16 protein-coding genes are annotated in these 19,073 nt (G+C 34.8%); 7 read left to right on the forward strand and 9 right to left on the reverse strand.

The genetic code is table 11. The features are described 5' to 3' along the window. Window positions 1-149 precede the first annotated feature (149 nt). A complete protein-coding gene (locus tag J2X17_RS16800) occupies window positions 150-3,698 on the forward strand; it encodes a T9SS sorting signal type C domain-containing protein (protein ID WP_310300563.1) in 3,549 nt (1,182 codons plus the stop codon). 55 nt (window positions 3,699-3,753) lie between these two features. Here the strand turns inward: J2X17_RS16800 and J2X17_RS16805 are convergent, their stop codons facing one another. From J2X17_RS16805 to J2X17_RS16820, 4 genes are all read right to left on the reverse strand, one after another. Beyond that, on the reverse strand, window positions 3,754-4,620 hold the full coding sequence (locus J2X17_RS16805) for a cupin-like domain-containing protein (protein WP_310300566.1): 867 nt from the start codon (window positions 4,618-4,620) through the stop codon (window positions 3,754-3,756). An 81-nt stretch (window positions 4,621-4,701) separates the two neighbouring features. Then, window positions 4,702-5,790 (reverse strand): biotin synthase BioB, encoded by a 1,089-nt coding sequence (gene bioB / locus J2X17_RS16810; protein WP_310300568.1) that lies wholly within the window; start codon window positions 5,788-5,790, stop codon window positions 4,702-4,704. Between the two features lie 171 nt (window positions 5,791-5,961). Next, window positions 5,962-6,399, reverse strand: a complete 438-nt coding sequence (locus J2X17_RS16815; RefSeq protein ID WP_310300571.1) for a hypothetical protein — start codon at window positions 6,397-6,399, stop codon at window positions 5,962-5,964. A gap of 119 nt (window positions 6,400-6,518) precedes the next feature. Further along, a complete protein-coding gene (locus J2X17_RS16820) occupies window positions 6,519-7,448 on the reverse strand; it encodes a bifunctional riboflavin kinase/FAD synthetase (RefSeq protein WP_310300574.1) in 930 nt (309 codons plus the stop codon). Window positions 7,449-7,642: 194 nt separating this feature from the next. Between J2X17_RS16820 and J2X17_RS16825 the strand changes: the two genes are divergently transcribed. Continuing rightward, window positions 7,643-10,309: a zinc-dependent metalloprotease gene (locus J2X17_RS16825; protein ID WP_310300576.1), complete on the forward strand. Its 2,667-nt coding sequence runs from the start codon at window positions 7,643-7,645 to the stop codon at window positions 10,307-10,309. 232 nt (window positions 10,310-10,541) lie between these two features. Here J2X17_RS16825 and J2X17_RS16830 read toward each other — a convergent pair whose 3' ends face one another. Continuing rightward, a complete protein-coding gene (locus tag J2X17_RS16830; protein ID WP_310300579.1) occupies window positions 10,542-11,225 on the reverse strand; it encodes a ComF family protein in 684 nt (227 codons plus the stop codon). 98 nt (window positions 11,226-11,323) lie between these two features. Between J2X17_RS16830 and J2X17_RS16835 the strand changes: the two genes are divergently transcribed. From J2X17_RS16835 to J2X17_RS16855, 5 genes are all read left to right on the forward strand, one after another. Beyond that, a complete protein-coding gene (locus J2X17_RS16835) occupies window positions 11,324-12,862 on the forward strand; it encodes a glycine--tRNA ligase (protein WP_310300583.1) in 1,539 nt (512 codons plus the stop codon). Window positions 12,863-13,060: 198 nt separating this feature from the next. Further along, on the forward strand, window positions 13,061-13,870 hold the full coding sequence (locus tag J2X17_RS16840) for a LytR/AlgR family response regulator transcription factor (protein WP_310300585.1): 810 nt from the start codon (window positions 13,061-13,063) through the stop codon (window positions 13,868-13,870). A 175-nt stretch (window positions 13,871-14,045) separates the two neighbouring features. Further along, on the forward strand, window positions 14,046-14,285 hold the full coding sequence (locus J2X17_RS16845) for a hypothetical protein (protein ID WP_310300588.1): 240 nt from the start codon (window positions 14,046-14,048) through the stop codon (window positions 14,283-14,285). Between the two features lie 97 nt (window positions 14,286-14,382). Continuing rightward, window positions 14,383-16,440: a tetratricopeptide repeat-containing sensor histidine kinase gene (locus J2X17_RS16850; protein WP_310300591.1), complete on the forward strand. Its 2,058-nt coding sequence runs from the start codon at window positions 14,383-14,385 to the stop codon at window positions 16,438-16,440. Further along, window positions 16,430-17,128 (forward strand): response regulator, encoded by a 699-nt coding sequence (locus tag J2X17_RS16855; protein ID WP_310300593.1) that lies wholly within the window; start codon window positions 16,430-16,432, stop codon window positions 17,126-17,128. The genes J2X17_RS16850 and J2X17_RS16855 overlap by 11 nt, the downstream gene beginning before the upstream one ends. Before the next feature lie 90 nt (window positions 17,129-17,218). Here the strand turns inward: J2X17_RS16855 and thiL are convergent, their stop codons facing one another. The 4 genes from thiL to J2X17_RS16875 form a co-directional block, all read right to left on the reverse strand. Beyond that, window positions 17,219-18,262 (reverse strand): thiamine-phosphate kinase, encoded by a 1,044-nt coding sequence (gene thiL, locus J2X17_RS16860; protein ID WP_310300595.1) that lies wholly within the window; start codon window positions 18,260-18,262, stop codon window positions 17,219-17,221. A 115-nt stretch (window positions 18,263-18,377) separates the two neighbouring features. Then, a complete protein-coding gene (locus tag J2X17_RS16865) occupies window positions 18,378-18,533 on the reverse strand; it encodes a HepT-like ribonuclease domain-containing protein (RefSeq protein ID WP_310300840.1) in 156 nt (51 codons plus the stop codon). After that, window positions 18,484-18,741 (reverse strand): HepT-like ribonuclease domain-containing protein, encoded by a 258-nt coding sequence (locus tag J2X17_RS16870; RefSeq protein WP_310300598.1) that lies wholly within the window; start codon window positions 18,739-18,741, stop codon window positions 18,484-18,486. The genes J2X17_RS16865 and J2X17_RS16870 overlap by 50 nt, the downstream gene beginning before the upstream one ends. Further along, window positions 18,734-19,033 carry a nucleotidyltransferase family protein gene (locus J2X17_RS16875; RefSeq protein ID WP_310300601.1) on the reverse strand — a complete coding sequence of 100 codons (300 nt, stop codon included), beginning with the start codon at window positions 19,031-19,033 and terminating at the stop codon, window positions 18,734-18,736. Before J2X17_RS16875 ends, J2X17_RS16870 begins: the two co-directional genes overlap by 8 nt. Window positions 19,034-19,073: the final 40 nt, after the last annotated feature.

Raw genomic sequence — 19,073 nt, forward strand, 5'->3', positions numbered from 1 at the left:
TAAACAAAAAGTACTTTTCGATTCTTCTTGTATTTCTACCATGCTCAGAGTACTCTTGGTATTTCTGTTCGACTATGAGGTATTTAAAATTTTGAAATGATTTTCATTGAGTTTGAAACTGATTTTTTAATTATTAAAAATGCTCCCGTATGAAAAATTATTTACCTACACTGCTGTTTTTATTTCAATTTTCAATTTTCGATTTTTTTCTTATAACGCTTCATAAAAAAGAAATTTCTTTTTCCAGAATAAAGTTAGTATTGCTCTTATTTTTGGTTTCTACTTCTCTATGGGCTCAACCTCCACATACGTTTAACTTAGATGGATCTTTATATGTCCCTGCCGGAATTACCCAAATGACTGTTCAGGCATGGGGTGGTGGTGGTGCTGGTGGTGGTGCATCAGGAGCTGCACCTCTTACTCTAAATGGTCGTGGTGGCGCAGGCGGCGGCGGCGGTGCTTATGCTATGTCCATAATTACTGTAGTGCCGGGAACAACTTTAAATGTGGTTGTTGCCAAGCAAGCTGCCGGAGTGGTTACAGGTGTTGGTGCTACTGGGGGTACTTCAACGATCACAGGTTTTGAAAATGTAATAAAAGCTGTAGGAGGAGAAGGAGGTAATGCAAATAATAGTGGAACAACTCCTGCAGGTGGTGCAGGTGGTAAGGCTTCGGCTTCATCCGGTACTACAACGGCTGATGGTGGCAATGGTGGCCCCGGAGTTACAGCAATATTATCAATACTTGTATCAGGGTCCGGGGGGTCCGGAGCTCTTCCAAGTGGAGGATCTGGAGGTTCTGGTGTCGCCATCGCATTAATAGGAAATGCACCCGGAAATGCAGGAGCTCCGCCAGGAGGAGGAGGAAGTGGTGCTGTACAATCACCTGGAGGTGCTGGTCAACTTGGAGGAGCCGGAGCCGCTGGTCAGGTGAGTATTAATTATACTTGTCCAACATACAATATTTCAGGTATCACAGCAACAAATGTCTGTACCACGACCGGAAGTTCAACAGTAACTTTAACATCAAGTGCGGCTTCTTTACCAGTTGGAGTTTATACGGTAACCTACAATCTTAGTAATCCTGCCGTAGTAGGATTAACGAAACAAATGACTGTTAACACTGCAGGTACAGGAAGTTTTTTCGCAGATGCACTTACCGCTGCAGCAACGCGAACAATTACAATTACCAATTTAACATCCGGAGTATGTGTCAGCAATATATCTTCAAATAATACGGCAAACATTACTATTTCAGCAGCTACCGTTGGAGGAGAGGTTAGTGGTGGTACAACAATTTGTAGTGGTTTAACAAGTGCGGCATTGCTATTGACAGGTCATACGGGTTCAGTTTTAAAGTGGCAATATGCTGTGAGTCCTTTTACCAGTTGGGTTGATATTCCGAATACAACGGTAAATTATACTTCAGGCGCATTAACGCAAACTACTCAATTTAGGGCAGTAGTTCAAAGCGGAGTTTGTGGTTTAGATTTTTCTACACCAACAACCGTAACAGTAAATCCATTACCGCAGGGAAGTTTAAGTGCCAACGGACCATTTTGCGCGACTGGTTCTCCGCAATTAACCTTTACCGGTACGGCGGGTACTGGGCCTTATGTTGTCGTTTATAAAGAAAATGGTGGAGCCGATCGTACGGCAACAAACGTAACGAGTGGGGTAGCTTTTATTCCTTTTACATCATCAGTAAACACTTCAACAATTTATACCTTGGTTTCTGTTGCCGATGCAAACATATGTACAAGAAACAATGGTTTTACAGGGAATTCTGCAACAGTAACAGTTATTTCAAAACCATCCGCACCCCAATTGGGGCAAATCGTTCAGCCAACCTGCGTTAACCCAACAGGAAGTGTAGTTTTGAATGGTCTGATTGCTACTGCCAATTGGACAATTACTCAAAGCGGAACATTTTCCAAAACTTATTCAGGGTCAGGAACTAATTTTACAGTGCCTAATTTAGCTCCGGGAAATTATACTTTTACAATCCATGAAGATTCCAGCTGCCTTTCATCAGCAACTGCGAGTGTTGATATTAATACTCCAATCACAAACATTTGGAATGGGACTTCCTGGTCAAAAGGAAGAGCACCAATAGTGACAGATATTATTGAATTTGCCGGAAATTATGAAACAACTGGAAATTTAACGGGCTGCTCTTGTGTCGTGAATTCAGGGGTAAATGTGGTGGTAAATTCGGATCATACCTTAACGATTGTAAATTCTGTAACTAATAATGGCGGAACATTAACTTTTGAAAATAATGCGGGCTTACTGCAAACCAGCGATGCAATTAATACCGGAAATATTATTTATAAACGAAATACAACCCCAGTTAGACGTTATGATTTTACCTATTGGTCTTCGCCAGTTACACGAACGCCTCCTTTTACATTAAAAGATTTGTCTCCTGATACTTTAATTGATAAATATTTTAGTTATGATCCATCGACCGGATGGGTGTATAATAATGGTGGGACGCAGGCAATGATTCCAGGTTATGGTTATATGATCAGGGCACCTCAGACTTTTGATATTAATATACCTGCAATTTATCATGCTCAATTTACCGGAGTTCCTAATAATGGTCCGATTACTGTCCCATTGTCTGCCCCCGAAAAATTTCATCTGATTGGAAATCCATATCCTTCGGCAATATATGCAGATCAGTTTATTGTTGATAATGCGGCTAATTTATATGGGACTTTACTTTTTTGGACACATAATAGTCTTCCGAGCGGTGCGGTTGGCGATGGAAAATATCGTTATGACAGTGATGATTATGCAATTTATAATTTAACAGGTGATATAAGTATTGGAGATCTTGACGGTACTGGCGCAACAACACCGGGAAATCAGAATCCGCCATTAGGTTATATTGCTGCGGGGCAATCTTTTTTTGTGAAATCAAAAACCACGCTTAATGCCGTTTTTACCAATTCAATGCGCGTTCCGGGCAATAATAGTCAGTTTTTTAAAACTACTAATGCAAGTAAAGAAAATTTAGATCGACACCGACTTTGGCTCAATTTCACGAATACGCAGGGTGCTTTTAAACAAATATTAATTGGATATGTAGAGGGAGCAACCAATTTATGGGACAATCTTTATGATGCACTTACGCTTGATGCAAATAAATACGTGGATTTTTATAGTATCAACGAGTTGAATAAGTTGGTAATTCAGGGGCGTGCTGTGCCTTTTCTGGAAACTGATGTTATTCCTCTGGGATATAGATCAATAATCGCCGGCGAATTTACGATTTCGATTGACCATGCTGATGGTGACCTGAGCACACATGCCATTTTTTTGGAAGATAAAAAGACCAATACCATTCATAATTTACAAACCAGTAATTATAATTTTACAACAACCACAGGAACTTTTGACAATCGTTTTGTACTTCGTTTTACGGATAAATCTTTAAAAAGAAGTGATTTTAAAGATGCTGACAAAGCTATTTTTGTATTTGTAAAAGATAAGATTATCAATGTGACATCGACTAAGGAAAATATAAGTGAAGTTGCCATTTTTGATTTGACCGGAAAACTTCTTTACAGTAAAAATAAAATTAATGCTGACCAGTGGCAGATACCGAATTTAAAAGTAGAAAATCAGGTTTTAGTTGTCAAAACGACTTTAGAAAACAAACATACAACAAGTGATAAAATCGTATTTTGATATTAAAATCAGTAATAAAGCAGCTGTTATTTTTACAGCTGCTTTATTATTTCCGTCAGGCTGATTTTGCCAGATTCTCATTTGTATTCTGAATTGCTTTTTCGTTTTTATAATCAATCCATTTCTGACCTTTGATTTTTCGCATCATAATATCAAAATGTCGCATGATAAAAACATTATAGACCGCTTTTGATAAATGAGTAATGTTTTTAGGAAAAGCACGCAAACTCATGGAAAATCCAGGAGTCAGATATTTCATATAGTGCCAATAACCTTCCGGCATATAGAGCATTTCGCCATGCTTGAGATTGGTAATATAACCTTCCGCATTTTTTAGAGCAGGAAATTTTTCATAATCCGGATCATCAAAATCAATGTCTTCTCTGGAAATCAATGCATGCGGAACTTTATACATATATTTTGATTGGTCAGGAGGAAAGATCATACATTGTTTTTCGCCATGGAAATGAAAATGCAATATGTTCGAATAATCTATGTCATAATGCATAAATACTCGCGAGTTTTCTCCGCCAAAAAACAACATTGGCATTTGCTTGACTAACCTTAAGCCAATATCCGGCCACAGAAAGTCATTTTTTAATGTTGGAACTTCCTTCATTAAATTATAAAGAAAAATGCGATAGTTGGTAGGTTTTGATTGTAAAAGATCTATGTAATCGCTCATTTGCATTTTAGTATGCGCCTCATTAAAACCATCTTCATGATTTACGGGTCTGTCATCGTATAATGGAACGACAGTATCCCCTGCGATATCTTTTATATATGACAATTTCCATTTATGATAAGCTGGCCAGTCTTCGGTCAGCTCTTCAACAACAACTGGAATTTGTTTTTTAACGTATTGGGAAATAAAATCAGATTTTGAGATTTTTTTTACCCTTTCGATTTGTTTTAACTTCATCTTTGATAAATAAAAAATTGCTTCTGACACTAAGTCAAAAGCAATTTAAAAATATTTATCGAGATATATGAATTCTTTTACTTAATTTTTTGATTTGATCGAAGCCTCAAGGTTTCTTTCAATAGTATGTCCGGGACGTGACCACTTTGGTTTTTCTCCTAGTGGAGCGAATTGAGAATCAGCTGCTTCTACGGTTTGAGGCTGCGAAACTTTAACAAATGGTTTTTGCGGAATCAAGCCTAACATTTCGAACATTTTCATGTCTTCGTGTACATCCGGGTTTGGAGTTGTCAGCAATTTATCTCCGGCAAAAATTGAGTTTGCACCTGCAAAAAAGCACATCGCCTGTCCTTCACGGCTCATATTGGTTCTTCCAGCCGATAAACGTACCTGAGTGTCTGGCATAACTATTCTTGTCGTTGCTACCATACGAATCATTTCCCAGATTTCTACCGGTTTTTCATCTTCCATTGGAGTTCCTTCAACAGCAACTAATGCATTAATTGGCACTGATTCTGGCTGAGGGTTTAAAGTTGAAAGCGCAACAAGCATTCCGGCTCTGTCTTCAATACTTTCTCCCATTCCAATAATACCACCACTGCAAACCGTAACATTTGTTTTACGCACGTTTTCTATAGTTTCTAAACGGTCTTCAAAAGCACGTGTAGAAATAACATCTTTATAATAGTCTTCAGAAGTATCTAAATTATGGTTGTAAGCATATAAACCAGCTTCTGCCAAACGCTGTGCCTGGTTTTCAGTAATCATACCCAGTGTACAACAAACTTCCATGTCCAATTTATTAATGGTACGAACCATTTCCAAGACCTGATCGAATTCTTCACCATCTTTTACGTTTCTCCACGCAGCTCCCATGCAAACACGAGATGATCCGCTTGATTTTGCACGCAAAGCCTGAGCTTTTACCTGGCTAACACTCATTAAATCATTTCCCTCAACACCTGTATTGTAACGTGCAGCTTGCGGGCAATAACCACAGTCCTCAGGGCATCCTCCGGTTTTGATAGATAATAAAGTCGATACCTGAACAACGTTCGGATCGTGTTTTGTTCTATGAATTGTTGCTGCCTCATAAAGCAGGTCCATCATAGGTTTGTTATATATGGCGATTATTTCGTCTTTTGTCCAATTGTGTTTTGTAATGCTCATCGATGCAATTTTTTGATGCTTCAAAAGTAGTTAAATTGTTCTAATCAACCAATGTGTATTTCTGTAAATGAATATTTGACAGGTATTTTCAAAAAAGAAACACTCTAAAATCATGAAAAAGTATAATTCTATGATTTTAGAGTGTTTAAATGTTGATTTATTTAAAAAATATTAATCGGCGATATATTTGTTATTCCAGTATAACATCATCATTAACGTAACAATGACCGATGAGGCAACACCTTCAAAAAGCAAACAAATGCAATAAGTTGGTACTGAAGGATTTCCTCCAAACATAAATGTTTCTGATAATGTTTGTACGTAAGCGTCTCCACCACGTGCATAACTATATACCAATAATCCGAAAACACTCATGCATACCCCCACTACAGAGGTTGTCATGGCTGAGACTGCATTGGATACAAAGTTAGTTTCGCCTTCGCGAAGGTTCATTTGCATGGTTCGGTTTACACCATAAAATATAAAAAATACATTGAGTGTACGCAGGTAAAACAAATCAGCTAGTCCTAATACATTCATCAATAAAAAATAAATGCCAATTCCGAGGAAAATCAAAAATCCGTTGGTTATTTCTTTAGGTAATTTCATAGTGGTTATTTTTAAAGAAGTTAATAGTATGTTATTGACAAACAGAGTTGTATATCAAATTTACTAAAAAAATAAGTACGATGATTTAAAAATAACAAAAAGTAATTTTCGGGAATTTTTTAAAGCTGGCTTACGAAATCAAGAGCTGTTTTTTTATCTTGATTTAATTGCGCTTTCAACAAATCGACGGAGCCAAATTTTTGTTCTTCACGAATGTAGTCTAATAACGAAATTTCTATTTTTAGACCATAAATATCGGCATCAAAATCAAAAAGATGCACCTCAATAGTTTGCTTTTCGCCGTTTACGGTAGGATTAAAACCAATATTCATCATACCAAAAACTTCTTTCTGATCGATTTTTGCTTTAACCACATAAACGCCATTTTTCGGAATTAGTTTGTAATCTTCTTCAATTTGAATATTTGCTGTTGGAAAACCAATAGTTCTCCCTAATTGTTTTCCTTTTACGACTTCGCCGCTTAAAAAATAATTGTATCCCAAATAGTCATTGGCCAAATCCATATTTCCTTCGTTTAAGGCTTTTCTGATTTTGGTAGAACTTACTGAAACATCCTGAATTTCCTGTGCTGAAATTTGCTCCACTTCAAAACCATATTCGGCTCCGAAAGCAATTAAATCGTCAATGTTAGCGGTTCTGTTTCTTCCAAAACGATGATCGTGACCAATAATAATTTTCTGAATATGAAATTGATCTACTAAAATAGAATGCACAAATTCTTCGGCAGTTAATCTCGAGAAGCTTTCGTTAAACGGATGAATCACAAGGTTTTCGATTCCGGTTTCTTCTAAAAGTTTTGTTTTTTCAGAAATCGTATTTAAAAGTTTAATTTCCGATTTCTCTTGCAAAACCATTCTCGGATGCGGAAAAAATGTAAGAACTAAACTCTCATATTTTCCGTTTTCAGTGTTTTGAGTAATTCGTTCCAGAATTTTTTTATGACCAATGTGTACACCATCAAAGGTGCCAAGAGTTAAAATAGTTTTCTTGGTCGAATGGAAATCGTTTATAGAATGAAAGAGCTTCAAAACAAATAATTTAAGATGGTGCAAATTTATACTATCTATTTGAAATTTTACACTACGAACAGTCGATTTTTGAAGAGATTTTTAATCTTTTTTTTTAAAGTGAGTCAGTCATTAAATAAAAAAGATTAAATCTTATTTATTTGTAAGAATTTGATTTAATTCATTTAATTTTGATCTTTCAAATGCTGATTAGAATGAAACGACTATTACTTTTATTATTTTTTATTTTTTGTTGTGCCGAAATTCACGCTCAAAATGATGATTTATGGCAACGGATAAGTGCTGTTTCGACTTTAAGTAAAAATGTAAATTCATCTGAATCAGGAAGGTTACATTACAAATTAAATACAGATTTCTTAAAAAGTAAACTGGCTTCTACAACTGGTAAAGATTCTAAAGGTATTACTTCACAAATTACAATTCCAAACTCAAATGGTGTTTTAGAGCGATTTACCGTTTGGGAATCTTCTAATTTTGAGCCAGAATTACAGGCAAAATTTCCTGAAATCAGGGCTTATGAAGGAAAAGGTTTAGATGATAAATCAGCAAAAATACATTTTAGTTTTTCACCAATCGGAATGCAGACTATGGTACTTCGAGCAGATAAACCAACAGAATTCATCGAAAAAAATCAAGAGAATAATACTGATTATGTTTTGTTTACATCTGAAGGACGATCTAAAATGAGCTTAAATTGTGAAACAGAGGATGTAATTGCTGATAAAGGTATTTCTGCAAAAACGGCGAAAACAACTTCAAATAATAAAGTTTTTAAAACCTTACGACTTGCTTTGTCATGTACAGGTGAATATACGACATACTTTGGTGGTACAGTAAGTGGTGCATTAGCTGGGATGAATGCTACAATGGCAAGAGTGAACGGTGTTTTGAATAAAGATTTGGCAGTAAAATTAATTATGGTCGATAATGTAGACATCATCTATATAAATGCTAATACAGACCCTTATTCTCCAGCAAACACAGGTGCTAAAGGTGCTTGGAATTTAGAATTACAGAATAATTTAACAGCTGTAATTGGAGAGGCTAATTATGATATTGGTCATTTATTTGGTGCTTCAGGGGGTGGTGGAGATGCTGGTTGTATAGGTTGTGTCTGTACAAGTCCTACTAGTGGAGATCCTTACGGAAAAGGAAGCGCTTATACGTCGCCAGCTGATGGTAGACCTCAGGGAGATAGTTTTGATATTGACTTTGTAGTGCATGAAATGGGACATCAATTAGGTGCAGGCCACACTTTTTCATTCAAAACAGAAGGTAGTACTGTACAAGTTGAGCCCGGAAGCGGTTCAACAATTATGGGATATGCCGGTATTTCTGAAGGGTATGATATTCAGGATTACTCGGATGATTATTTTGCTTATGTTAGTATTTTGCAAATTCAAAATAATCTGGCTGGAAAAGAATGTCCTGTTAGCACAACTATTGCCAATAATCCGCCAGCTATTAGTGCCGGTGCGGATTTTACGATCCCAATTAATACAGCTTTTGTTTTAACAGGCACGGGTTCTGATCCGGAAAATAATGTTATTACTTATAATTGGGAAGAAAATGACAATGCGATCACAACATTTGGAGATAATAGCACCGCATACCCTACTAAGCCAAACGGACCTTTGTTTAGATCTGTAGTTCCAGGCAGCAGCGCAGTTCGTTATATGCCGGCTCTTAATTTTGTTGTTCAAAATAGACTGACCACAAAATGGGAATCTGTTTCGTCTATTCCGAGAACTCTGCATTTTACTTTAACAGGAAGAGATAACGCAGGTGATAGAGCTGCTCAGACGTATACTGACGATATGATTGTGAATGTTGTTTCTTCTGCCGGACCATTGATTGTGACTTCTCATAATGCTGATAATGTAAGCTGGTGGCAGGGTTATAATCAGACAGTAACATGGAGCGTGAATAATACCAATACTTTACAGGGATCGACAAACGTTAATATTAAATTATCTACTGATGGCGGTTTGACTTTTCCAATAATTTTGGCAGCGAATACTCCAAATGATGGTTCCGAGTCGATTTTACTTCCAACAAGTGTTCCTTCGTCTAAAAACTGCCGAATTTTGATTGAACCGACAGGAAATATATATTATGCCGTAAACAGCAAGCCATTTGCAGTAGGGTATACTTCTTCAATCACTTGTAATTCATATAGTTTTGGAAACTCTATTCCAATTACACAAACGACAACTTTTGTTACACAAACGATCACAGTTCCGGCATCAAATACCACTATTTCAGATGTAAATGTTTCGTTGAATATAACCCACGGCCGTTTTTCTGATCTTGAAATTCAAATCGTAAATCCGCAAGGAACTATCGTGCGCTTGTTTAATAAAGCATGTACTACGACGAATTCTACATTAGGACTTCAGTTTGATGATTCTGGTTCTAGTTTAGATTGTGCAAAAATCACAGATCAGATTGTTGTTCCAGTTGATTTTTTAGGTGCTTTTAATGGTCAGAATTCGCAGGGAACATGGACATTAGGAATTCGGGACGCTGTGACAGGAGCTTTTGGAACTTTAAATTCTGCTACTATTACTATTTGTGATCAGACTTTCACTTTGGGAGTGCCTGATTTTGAAAATGGTGATTTTGCAATTTATCCAAATCCAAATAAGGGAAGTTTTACAGTTCAATTTGAAAGTAAATCTTATGCCGCAATTAAGGTTTCTGTACATGATATTTTGGGTCAGAAAGTGTATGAAAAAACTTTTGACAGCACGCCGCACTTCAATCAGAATATTCAATTGCAAAATGTTTCAGCCGGAGTTTATCTGGTAACCGTTATTGACGGAAACCAACGAACCGTTAAGAAAATGATTGTTTATTAGTGGAAGAAATTCCAATATTGAAAATTCCAAATTCCAATTGGAAATCAATATTATAGATACATAGTTTTTTTAAAATGTAAAGGCGTTTCACTTTTTTAAAATTCACATCAATATGTGTTTTGTTGAAAAGTGAAACGCCTTCTTTTAAAAGTGGCAGCTATGTTTCTATGTGTTTAAATAAAATTTATTTTTTTTTTGGAATTTGGAATTTTCAATATTGGAATTTCTTTTTTTACGAGTTCGCCATTGCCATACAAACAATACTAATTTTAGCTCCTGGAATTTTTAGTAAAGCCCGTGAACAGGCTTCAAGTGTCGCTCCTGTTGTAAGTACATCATCAACAATTAGGAAGTGTTTGTTTAGATTTTTATCAGAAAAATGGACGTCAAATATATTTTCGATGTTTTCAGATCTTCCTAAAAGATTTTTTTTCGACTGCGTTTTAGAATATTTCTTGCGATACAAAACCGAATCATCAAAAGTGATATTTAATCCTTCAGCCAAAGCTTTTCCGAAAGAAGTAACCTGATTATAGCCACGTTCCCTGAATTTTCTTTTATGAAGCGGAACCGGAATGATCACATCAAAAGGAGTTTCTAAATTCAACTCTTTTAAATCTTCTACACACCAATATCCTAAAACAGTCCCAATTTCCTGATGTCCTTTATATTTCAGATTATGAATGAGTTCCTGAACAATTCCTTTTTTGTTGAAATATAAAAAAGCGGAGGCGTGTTGAATTTCGATTTTACCGTAGAATTTCTTTACAGCTTCATTATTAGTGTCCAAATAGTATTGAGTGAGAGGTATTTCATGACGACAACGCGTGCAGATTACAGTTTCATTAGACATTAAAAGTGCATGACATCCGGCACAAACTTTAGGAAAAAAGAGATTAAGTAAATAATTAAACACAAATAGAAAGAATTTAGTTACAAAACTAACCAAATCATTGTTTCAATCTTAATTATTTTTCTTTTTTTTAAAAGTACTTTTTATATTTTTGCATCACTATGGCAAAACAAGAAGATTTATTTAAGAATGTGGTTTCGCACGCAAAAGAGTACGGATTTATTTTTCCGTCGAGCGAAGTATACGATGGATTGAGTGCAGTGTATGATTATGCACAAAATGGTGTCGAGTTAAAAAAGAATATCCGTGAATATTGGTGGAAATCAATGGTTCAGATGAATGACAATATTGTAGGTTTAGATGCTGCAATATTGATGCATCCAACAACCTGGAAAGCTTCAGGCCACGTTGATGCTTTTAATGATCCGTTAATTGATAATAAAGATTCGAAAAAAAGATATAGAGCTGATACTTTAGTGGAAGATTACGCTGAAAAGCTAAATCAGAAAGCTGAAAAAGAAATTGAAAAAGCAAGAGCCCGTTTTGGTGATGCTTTCAATGAGCAGGAATTTATTACGACTAATGCCCGCGTTGTTGAATATCTTTCTAAGAAAAAAGAAATTCTGGAAAGACTGGCAAAAGGAATGAGCGAAGATCTTCAGGATGTAAAGGCTTTAATCGAAGAACTGGAAATTGCTGATCCTGAAACAGGTTCAAGAAACTGGACAGATGTGAAGCAATTCAACCTGATGTTCGGAACTAAATTAGGTGCTTCTGCAGATTCTGCGATGGACTTATACCTGCGTCCGGAAACAGCTCAGGGTATTTTTGTGAATTTCCTGAATGTTCAAAAGTCAGGTCGTATGAAAGTTCCGTTTGGAATTGCTCAGACTGGTAAAGCTTTCAGAAATGAAATTGTTGCAAGACAATTCATTTTCCGTATGCGTGAATTCGAACAAATGGAAATGCAATTTTTCGTTCGTCCGGGTGAAGAAATGAAATGGTACCACCACTGGAAAGAAGCCCGTTTAAAATGGCATTTATCATTAGGATTAGGAAAACAAAACTACCGTTTTCACGATCACGAGAAATTAGCGCACTATGCAAATGCTGCTGCTGATATCGAATTCAACTTCCCATTCGGATTTAAAGAATTAGAAGGAATTCACTCTCGTACAGATTTCGATTTAAAAGCACACGAACAATATTCTGGTAGAAAATTACAATATTTTGATCCTGAATTGAATGAAAACTACGTTCCGTATGTAGTAGAAACTTCAGTTGGTTTGGATCGTATGTTTTTGGCAGTTTTTGCAACTTCATTACAAGAAGAAGCTTTGGAAGACGGTTCAACAAGAACAGTTTTAAAATTACCAGCAGTTTTAGCGCCAACAAAAGCAGCGGTTTTACCATTGGTTAAAAAAGACGGATTGCCGGATATCGCAAAAAAAATCATCGACGATTTAAAATGGGATTTCAATGTGGCTTATGATGAAAAAGATGCTGTAGGTCGTCGTTACAGAAGACAAGATGCTCTTGGAACTCCGTTTTGTATCACAGTAGATCACCAAACGATCGAAGATGAAACAGTAACTATTCGTCATAGAGATACAATGAAACAAGACCGTGTGAAAATTAGCGAATTAAGAGCTATTATTGAAAACGAAGTTTCAATGAAAAACTGGTTAATGAAAATGTAATTTTCTTAATTAATACTATATAAATCCCAAATTCCCAGCAGGAATTTGGGATTTTTTTAATTTTGAAAAGTGTATTTCATCGGTTTTTTTTGCATTTCATCCTTATGTATTAACATTTTAATGTAATGTGTTAACAATGAAATGTTTAGAAAAACAGAAATGCTTAATTTTATTTGGCCTAAAACACACAAATTAATCTTGAAAAGGTATTCGTATATTATTATTGATGATGATGATGAAAGTATTTTGAAAACCAGAACTATTGCTGAAGGTTTTTCTGAATTAACTTTTGTAGCGTCAGCGACGAATTATCAGGCTGGTTTAAATTTGGTTTTGGAACATAGGCCTTTTTTTATTTTTTTAGAAATCGATCCGGAAGATTTGTCCAGTAATTTATCGCTGGCCTTCATCAACGAACTGCATCGGTTTTTAGCTGTTATTCCTAAAATAGTAATTACCACCACAAAAAAGGCATTGGCATTTGATGCCATTGACTATGGCGTTTTTGATTATTTACTGAAGCCTCTCACTCATATCGATTTGCTCAAAACAGTTTTGAAATTCGATAAGACACTTTTAGAGACAAAAACTGCAGAAACGGTTAGCGAAGTAGCCTCTCAGGCAATTCCGACAGTTCAAACGTCTCTGGCTATCGAAAAACCGCTTGTTATCTGTATTAAATCGTATGGTGATTATCGTTACATCAATGCGGCTGATATTGCTTATTTCCAGGCCGACAATAACTCGACGGACATTTATCTTAATTCTGGCGAAATGATAACTGCTTTTAAAACTTTAAAGCATTTTGAGAGTATTTTGTCCTATCCGTTTGTGCGAATTCATAATAGTTATATAATCAACCAAAACTATATTGCAAGAATTCATAACGGAAACTCAGTTTGTTACATTAAAAACTCTCCTAAAAAAATACCTTTTTCTAAAACTTATAAATCAAATGTCGATTTAATTATCGCTGATTTTGCGAGAGGAAATTACATAGAGATCTAAAAATTAGATATTTACACCGAATTAACGTTCATTGACTATCAATTGGGCATGTTTTACCATAAACTCTATTTTTCGTATAAATTTTTTTTGATTCCCTACTTAGTTTTACATCACTGATTCGCAATAAGCAGTCAGTCATCCAAAAACAAACAATCAAAATAAAATACCTCAAGTTATGAAAAAAGCAGCTTTAACATTCGGATTATTCGCTTCATTAATGATAGCAACTTCATTTACTACACCACAAACAGTTTCTCCATCATATGCAAGTAAAATTGATCTTGAAATTGACGGAGCAACAGGAGGTACTCAGAAAAAGAGAGATTATCACGGAGGCAATATTGATTTACAAAATAATCAATTAAAATTATCTAGTGTTAACCAATCTGTAGGTGGTAACAAAAAAATAGACTAAATTTATATTTCTAAATAAGAGTTAAGCTGTCAATTTTTTTGACAGCTTTTTTTTTGTGTCTATAGTTTTAGTATTTTTGGTAAAACTCGAACTGCCTTTGAAAAAAAAATATAGTATAATAGCACTGTTATTGCTTGTTTTATGGAGTTGTACCAACAAAACTAAATCTGTTCAAGATGTTATGCATCCTGAGGACAGTCTACCTACCTATCTTTCGTTAGCAAACGAGAACAATCTCCCTTTAAATTTCAAACAAAACTACAATCAAAAAGCGTTAGAAATAATTTTAAACCAGAAAGACGATTCAATAAGTCGGGTAAATCTTTTTAAAATAGCCAATCGTTATTATAATATGAGCGACTGGAAAGCGTTCAATGAAACCACAAAATTAATTTTAGAAAGGTCAAAAAAGTCTAATGACTCCGCGAATATGGCAAAAGCATATTCTTATCTGGGAGATTATTATATAGCACAATCTATTTCTGATAGTGCCTTTATGAGTTATTTTAAGGCCGAAAAATTATATTTACGATTGAAAGACGAATATAATATCGCCAAAACATTTTTAAACAAGGCAAGTCTTCAGTATAACGAAGGCGATTTTTTTGAGAGTGAAATTAACGTCTTTAAAGCTTTAAGCAGTTTAAAAAAACAAAAAAATGTAAATGACTTATTTTATGATAGTTATAATCTTTTAGGAATATTATATAACGAAAGGGAAGAATATTCTAAGGCTCAGGAATTTCAGGAAAAGGCACTAAAAGTCTTAGAGGATAAATCAATTCCGTCTGAATTTCAATGCAGAGCAACTTCATTAAATAATATTGGATACATTTATTCGAATAAACTTGATTTTAGAAAAGCTGAAAAATTTTTTAAAGAAGGTTTGGAACAAAAAAATTTGTTTGTTGACAAAACATTTTTGTATGCTATATTGTTAGATAATCTGGCATATTCAAAATTTAAACTGCACGAAACAGATCAACTGCCCGAATTGTTTTTTAAAGCATTAAAAATTAGGGATAGTTTAGGTTTAAAAGTTGCAGTGGTATCCAGTAAAATTCATTTGTCTGAATATTATGCTTCAAAAAAAGACACTTTAAGAGCTGTTCAGTTTGTGAAACAGGCCTTAAATTTATCCCGGACTACAACAAAACTGCAAAGTACATTAGAAGCACTAAAACAATTAGCGATAGTAGATTCTAAAAACGCCTCGACTTATTCAGAAGAATATATTCGGTTAAATGATAAAATGCTGAAAGCCGAACGGAAAATGGGTGAAAAATTCTCTCGCATTGAATATGAAACTAATGAAATAAAAGACCAAAATTCGAACCTGGAAGAAAAAAACAGAGCGTTAGTGTATGTTTTTAGTATTTGTACATTAATTGGTTTGTTTTTCTACGTTTACAAAACACAGCAGGCAAAAAACAGGGAATTGCTTTTTAAACAACAGCAGCAAATTGCTAATGAAGATATTTATAATTTGATGATTTCTCAGCAAAATGATATTGAGATGACACGAATTAAAGAAAAGAAAAAAGTTGCACAGGATCTCCATGACGGTGTTTTAGGTCGAATGTTTGGTGTGAGAATAAGTTTAGACAGCTTAGATAAAATCGACGAAGCACAGGCGGCACCAAAGCGAAAAAAGTATTTAAACGAGCTTAAAAATATCGAAGAAGACATCCGTGAAATTTCACATGATTTAAATAGAGAAAAATCAGAATTAATTAATAATTTTATCGCAATTTTAAAGAAATTGTTTGATAATCAGAAGAACACATATAATTCTAAATTAATTACATCTTTTGATCCTCATATAAAATGGGAATTAGTCAGTAATATTGTTAAAATTAATTTATACAGAATTATTCAGGAAGCACTTCAAAATTGTAATAAATATGCAGATGCTGACACCATTACGGTGGAATTTAAAAGTGAAATTGATTATTTGATTTTGTCGATTGCAGATGACGGAAATGGTTTTAATACCAAAAGAACCAAAAACGGAATAGGATTACATAATATTCAATACAGAGCAAAAGAATGTAAGGGTACAGTTACTATAAAATCTGCCAAAGGAGAAGGAACCGTTCTCATTATTAAAGTCCCAATAGATCAAAAAATAAACCTACACAAGAATGACATTTAACTTAACCACTTCAATTTCGCCTTTAATTAGTCGGAATATTTTAATTGTAGATGACCATCCTTTTATAATTGAGGGATATAAAAATGCAATAACCCGCTATAATCCTAAGGAATACGACTTTGCTATTTCGCAGGCATACGATTGCAGATCGGCGTATGACTTACTGGAAGGTGAGGCGACCCCAACTTTTGAAATAGCATTTTTAGATATTAGCATGCCGGCTTATGAAGAAAAAGATCTTTTTTCTGGAGAGGATCTGGCAAAGCTAATCATGAAGAAAATGCCGCATTGTAAGATTATTTTACTTACGATGTACACCGAATTGCTAAAAATCAAAACTATTATCCGAACCATAAACCCAAATGGTCTGATCATAAAAAACGATCTTACTTTTGATGAATTGCTATTTGCTTTTGACAGAGTAATGAAAAACGATAAGTATTACAGCCAGTCTGTGGTAAAAATGCTGAATCAGTCTACGCATAATTCAATAGAAATTGATGAATTTGATAAGCAGATTCTCTTTCACATCTCAAAACAAACTCCGGTTGTAGAAATGCCGCAATACATTCCGATTTCGTTGAATGCGATTGAAAAACGAAAAGTCAATTTAAAAGAATTACTCAAAATAAAATCCGGTTCTGACGACGAATTGATAAAAGAAGCCAAAAGCAAAGGACTTTTTTAAAATAAAATTCCAAAATAAAAAATTCCAAATTCAAATGACTAGCATTACTTGAAATTTGGAATTTTTTTATTGATTTTTTATTAAAATTTATTACGTTAGAGCATCCCAACCACGGGCTTTCAAAGGGATTTGAGTATTAGCACGCGTCACCAAATTAATACCTTCGCTTTCATCGGCCATGTGACCAATAATCGAAAAGTTCGGATTTCCTTTTATTTTGTCGAAGTCGTTGATGTCAATCGTAAATAACAATTCATAATCTTCTCCACCGTTGATAGCAACTGTTGTGCTGTCAATATTAAATTCTTCGCAAGCCGAAATAAACTGCGGATCTAACGGCAATTTATCTTCATACAAATTACAACCCACTTTAGATTGTTTGCACAAATGAATAATTTCAGATGATAATCCGTCCGAAATATCAATCATCGAAGTTGGTTTTATTTCTAGGGCGTGCAATAAAGTGCGGACATCTTTTCGTGCCTCAGGTTTCAACTGACGCTCGATCAAATACGTGTACGGATCCAAATCCGGCTGGCTGTTTGGATTCACCTGAAAAACCTGTTTTTCGCGTTCTAAAACCTGTAATCCCATATATGCTGCACCGATATCGCCTGTAACAACAAGTAAATCGGTTTGTTTTGCGCCGTTTCTGTAGACAATTTCGTCTTCATTAGCTTCCCCAATTGCAGTAATGCTAATGATTAATCCTTTTTGCGATGAGGTGGTGTCTCCGCCAATAACATCAACTTTGTATTCTTTTGCCGCATGTGTAATGCCTTCAAAAAGCTCTTCTAAAGCCTCTAAAGGAAAACGGTTAGAAACCGCCACCGAAACCGTAATTTGAGTTGGTTTCGCATTCATCGCGCAAATGTCCGATACATTTACTACGACAGCTTTATATCCTAAATGTTTTAGCGGCATATAAGACAAATCGAAATGCACGCCTTCGATCAATAAATCGGTTGAAACCACTACTTTCTTATCCTTAAAATCAAGAACAGCAGCGTCATCGCCTATACTTTTTAAAGTTGATTCCTGAGTAACATCAAAATTTTTGGTTAAGTGTTCAATTAAACCAAACTCGCCTAATTGCGCTATACTGGTACGTTGCGGATTTTTATCTTCGATCATTTTTTCTGTTTATTGCTTTTTTTGGTTTTTACCAAGGTTGCAAAGATACGAAGTTGATGATTTAATAACTATAAAGAGAGTTGGATTATTAATTTGAAGCGGGAAGATGTGATATTTAAAGATAATCACTTTCGTTCTCTTTGATTAATTTCTCTACTTCAAGTTTTAATTTTGGAAGATGGTTTGTTAGGATTGACCAAATATTCTCATCAGAAATATTGTCATAAGCATGAATAACCTGATTTCTCAATCCAATTAATTGCTTTTGCATTGGTGATTTTTTCAGTAAATGAATTGTCGCGAGTTATTATTCGGTTTACTGCTTCACCAACAATCTCTAGATTTCTTTCTACGGCTCTTTTAAGCATTACGTTGTTTTTGTATTTGAAAAAGTCTTTTTCTTCGTTTTTGAAAAAAATATCAATTTCGTCAATACAAAATTTAATATCGAAAAGCCATTTAAGAATTCGTTCATCCATAAATAAGCTCTTTTGATTTATTGATGGAGTTGATTAAAATTGGGTTTCTTAATGTCTGTTCTTCCACTAAGTCAACTTCACGCCCAAATAAGTTCTCTAATTTTTCTTTGAAATCAATATAGTTGTCAAAATACTCTGATAACTCAATTCGCTTAAATTTTACGAGAAAGTCAATGTCACTTTCTTTATTAAAATTAGCATTTAAAGCCGAACCAAATAGATACATCTTTTCCACATTGTACATGGTACAAAGGTTTCTTAAGCTTTCAATATTTTTATCAACTATTCCCATATATTACAAATTTAGGCAAAAAAATCTATTTAAGACGAGA

This window comes from Flavobacterium aquidurense (assembly GCF_031458035.1).
GTDB classification, from domain to species: Bacteria; Bacteroidota; Bacteroidia; order Flavobacteriales; family Flavobacteriaceae; genus Flavobacterium; species Flavobacterium aquidurense_C.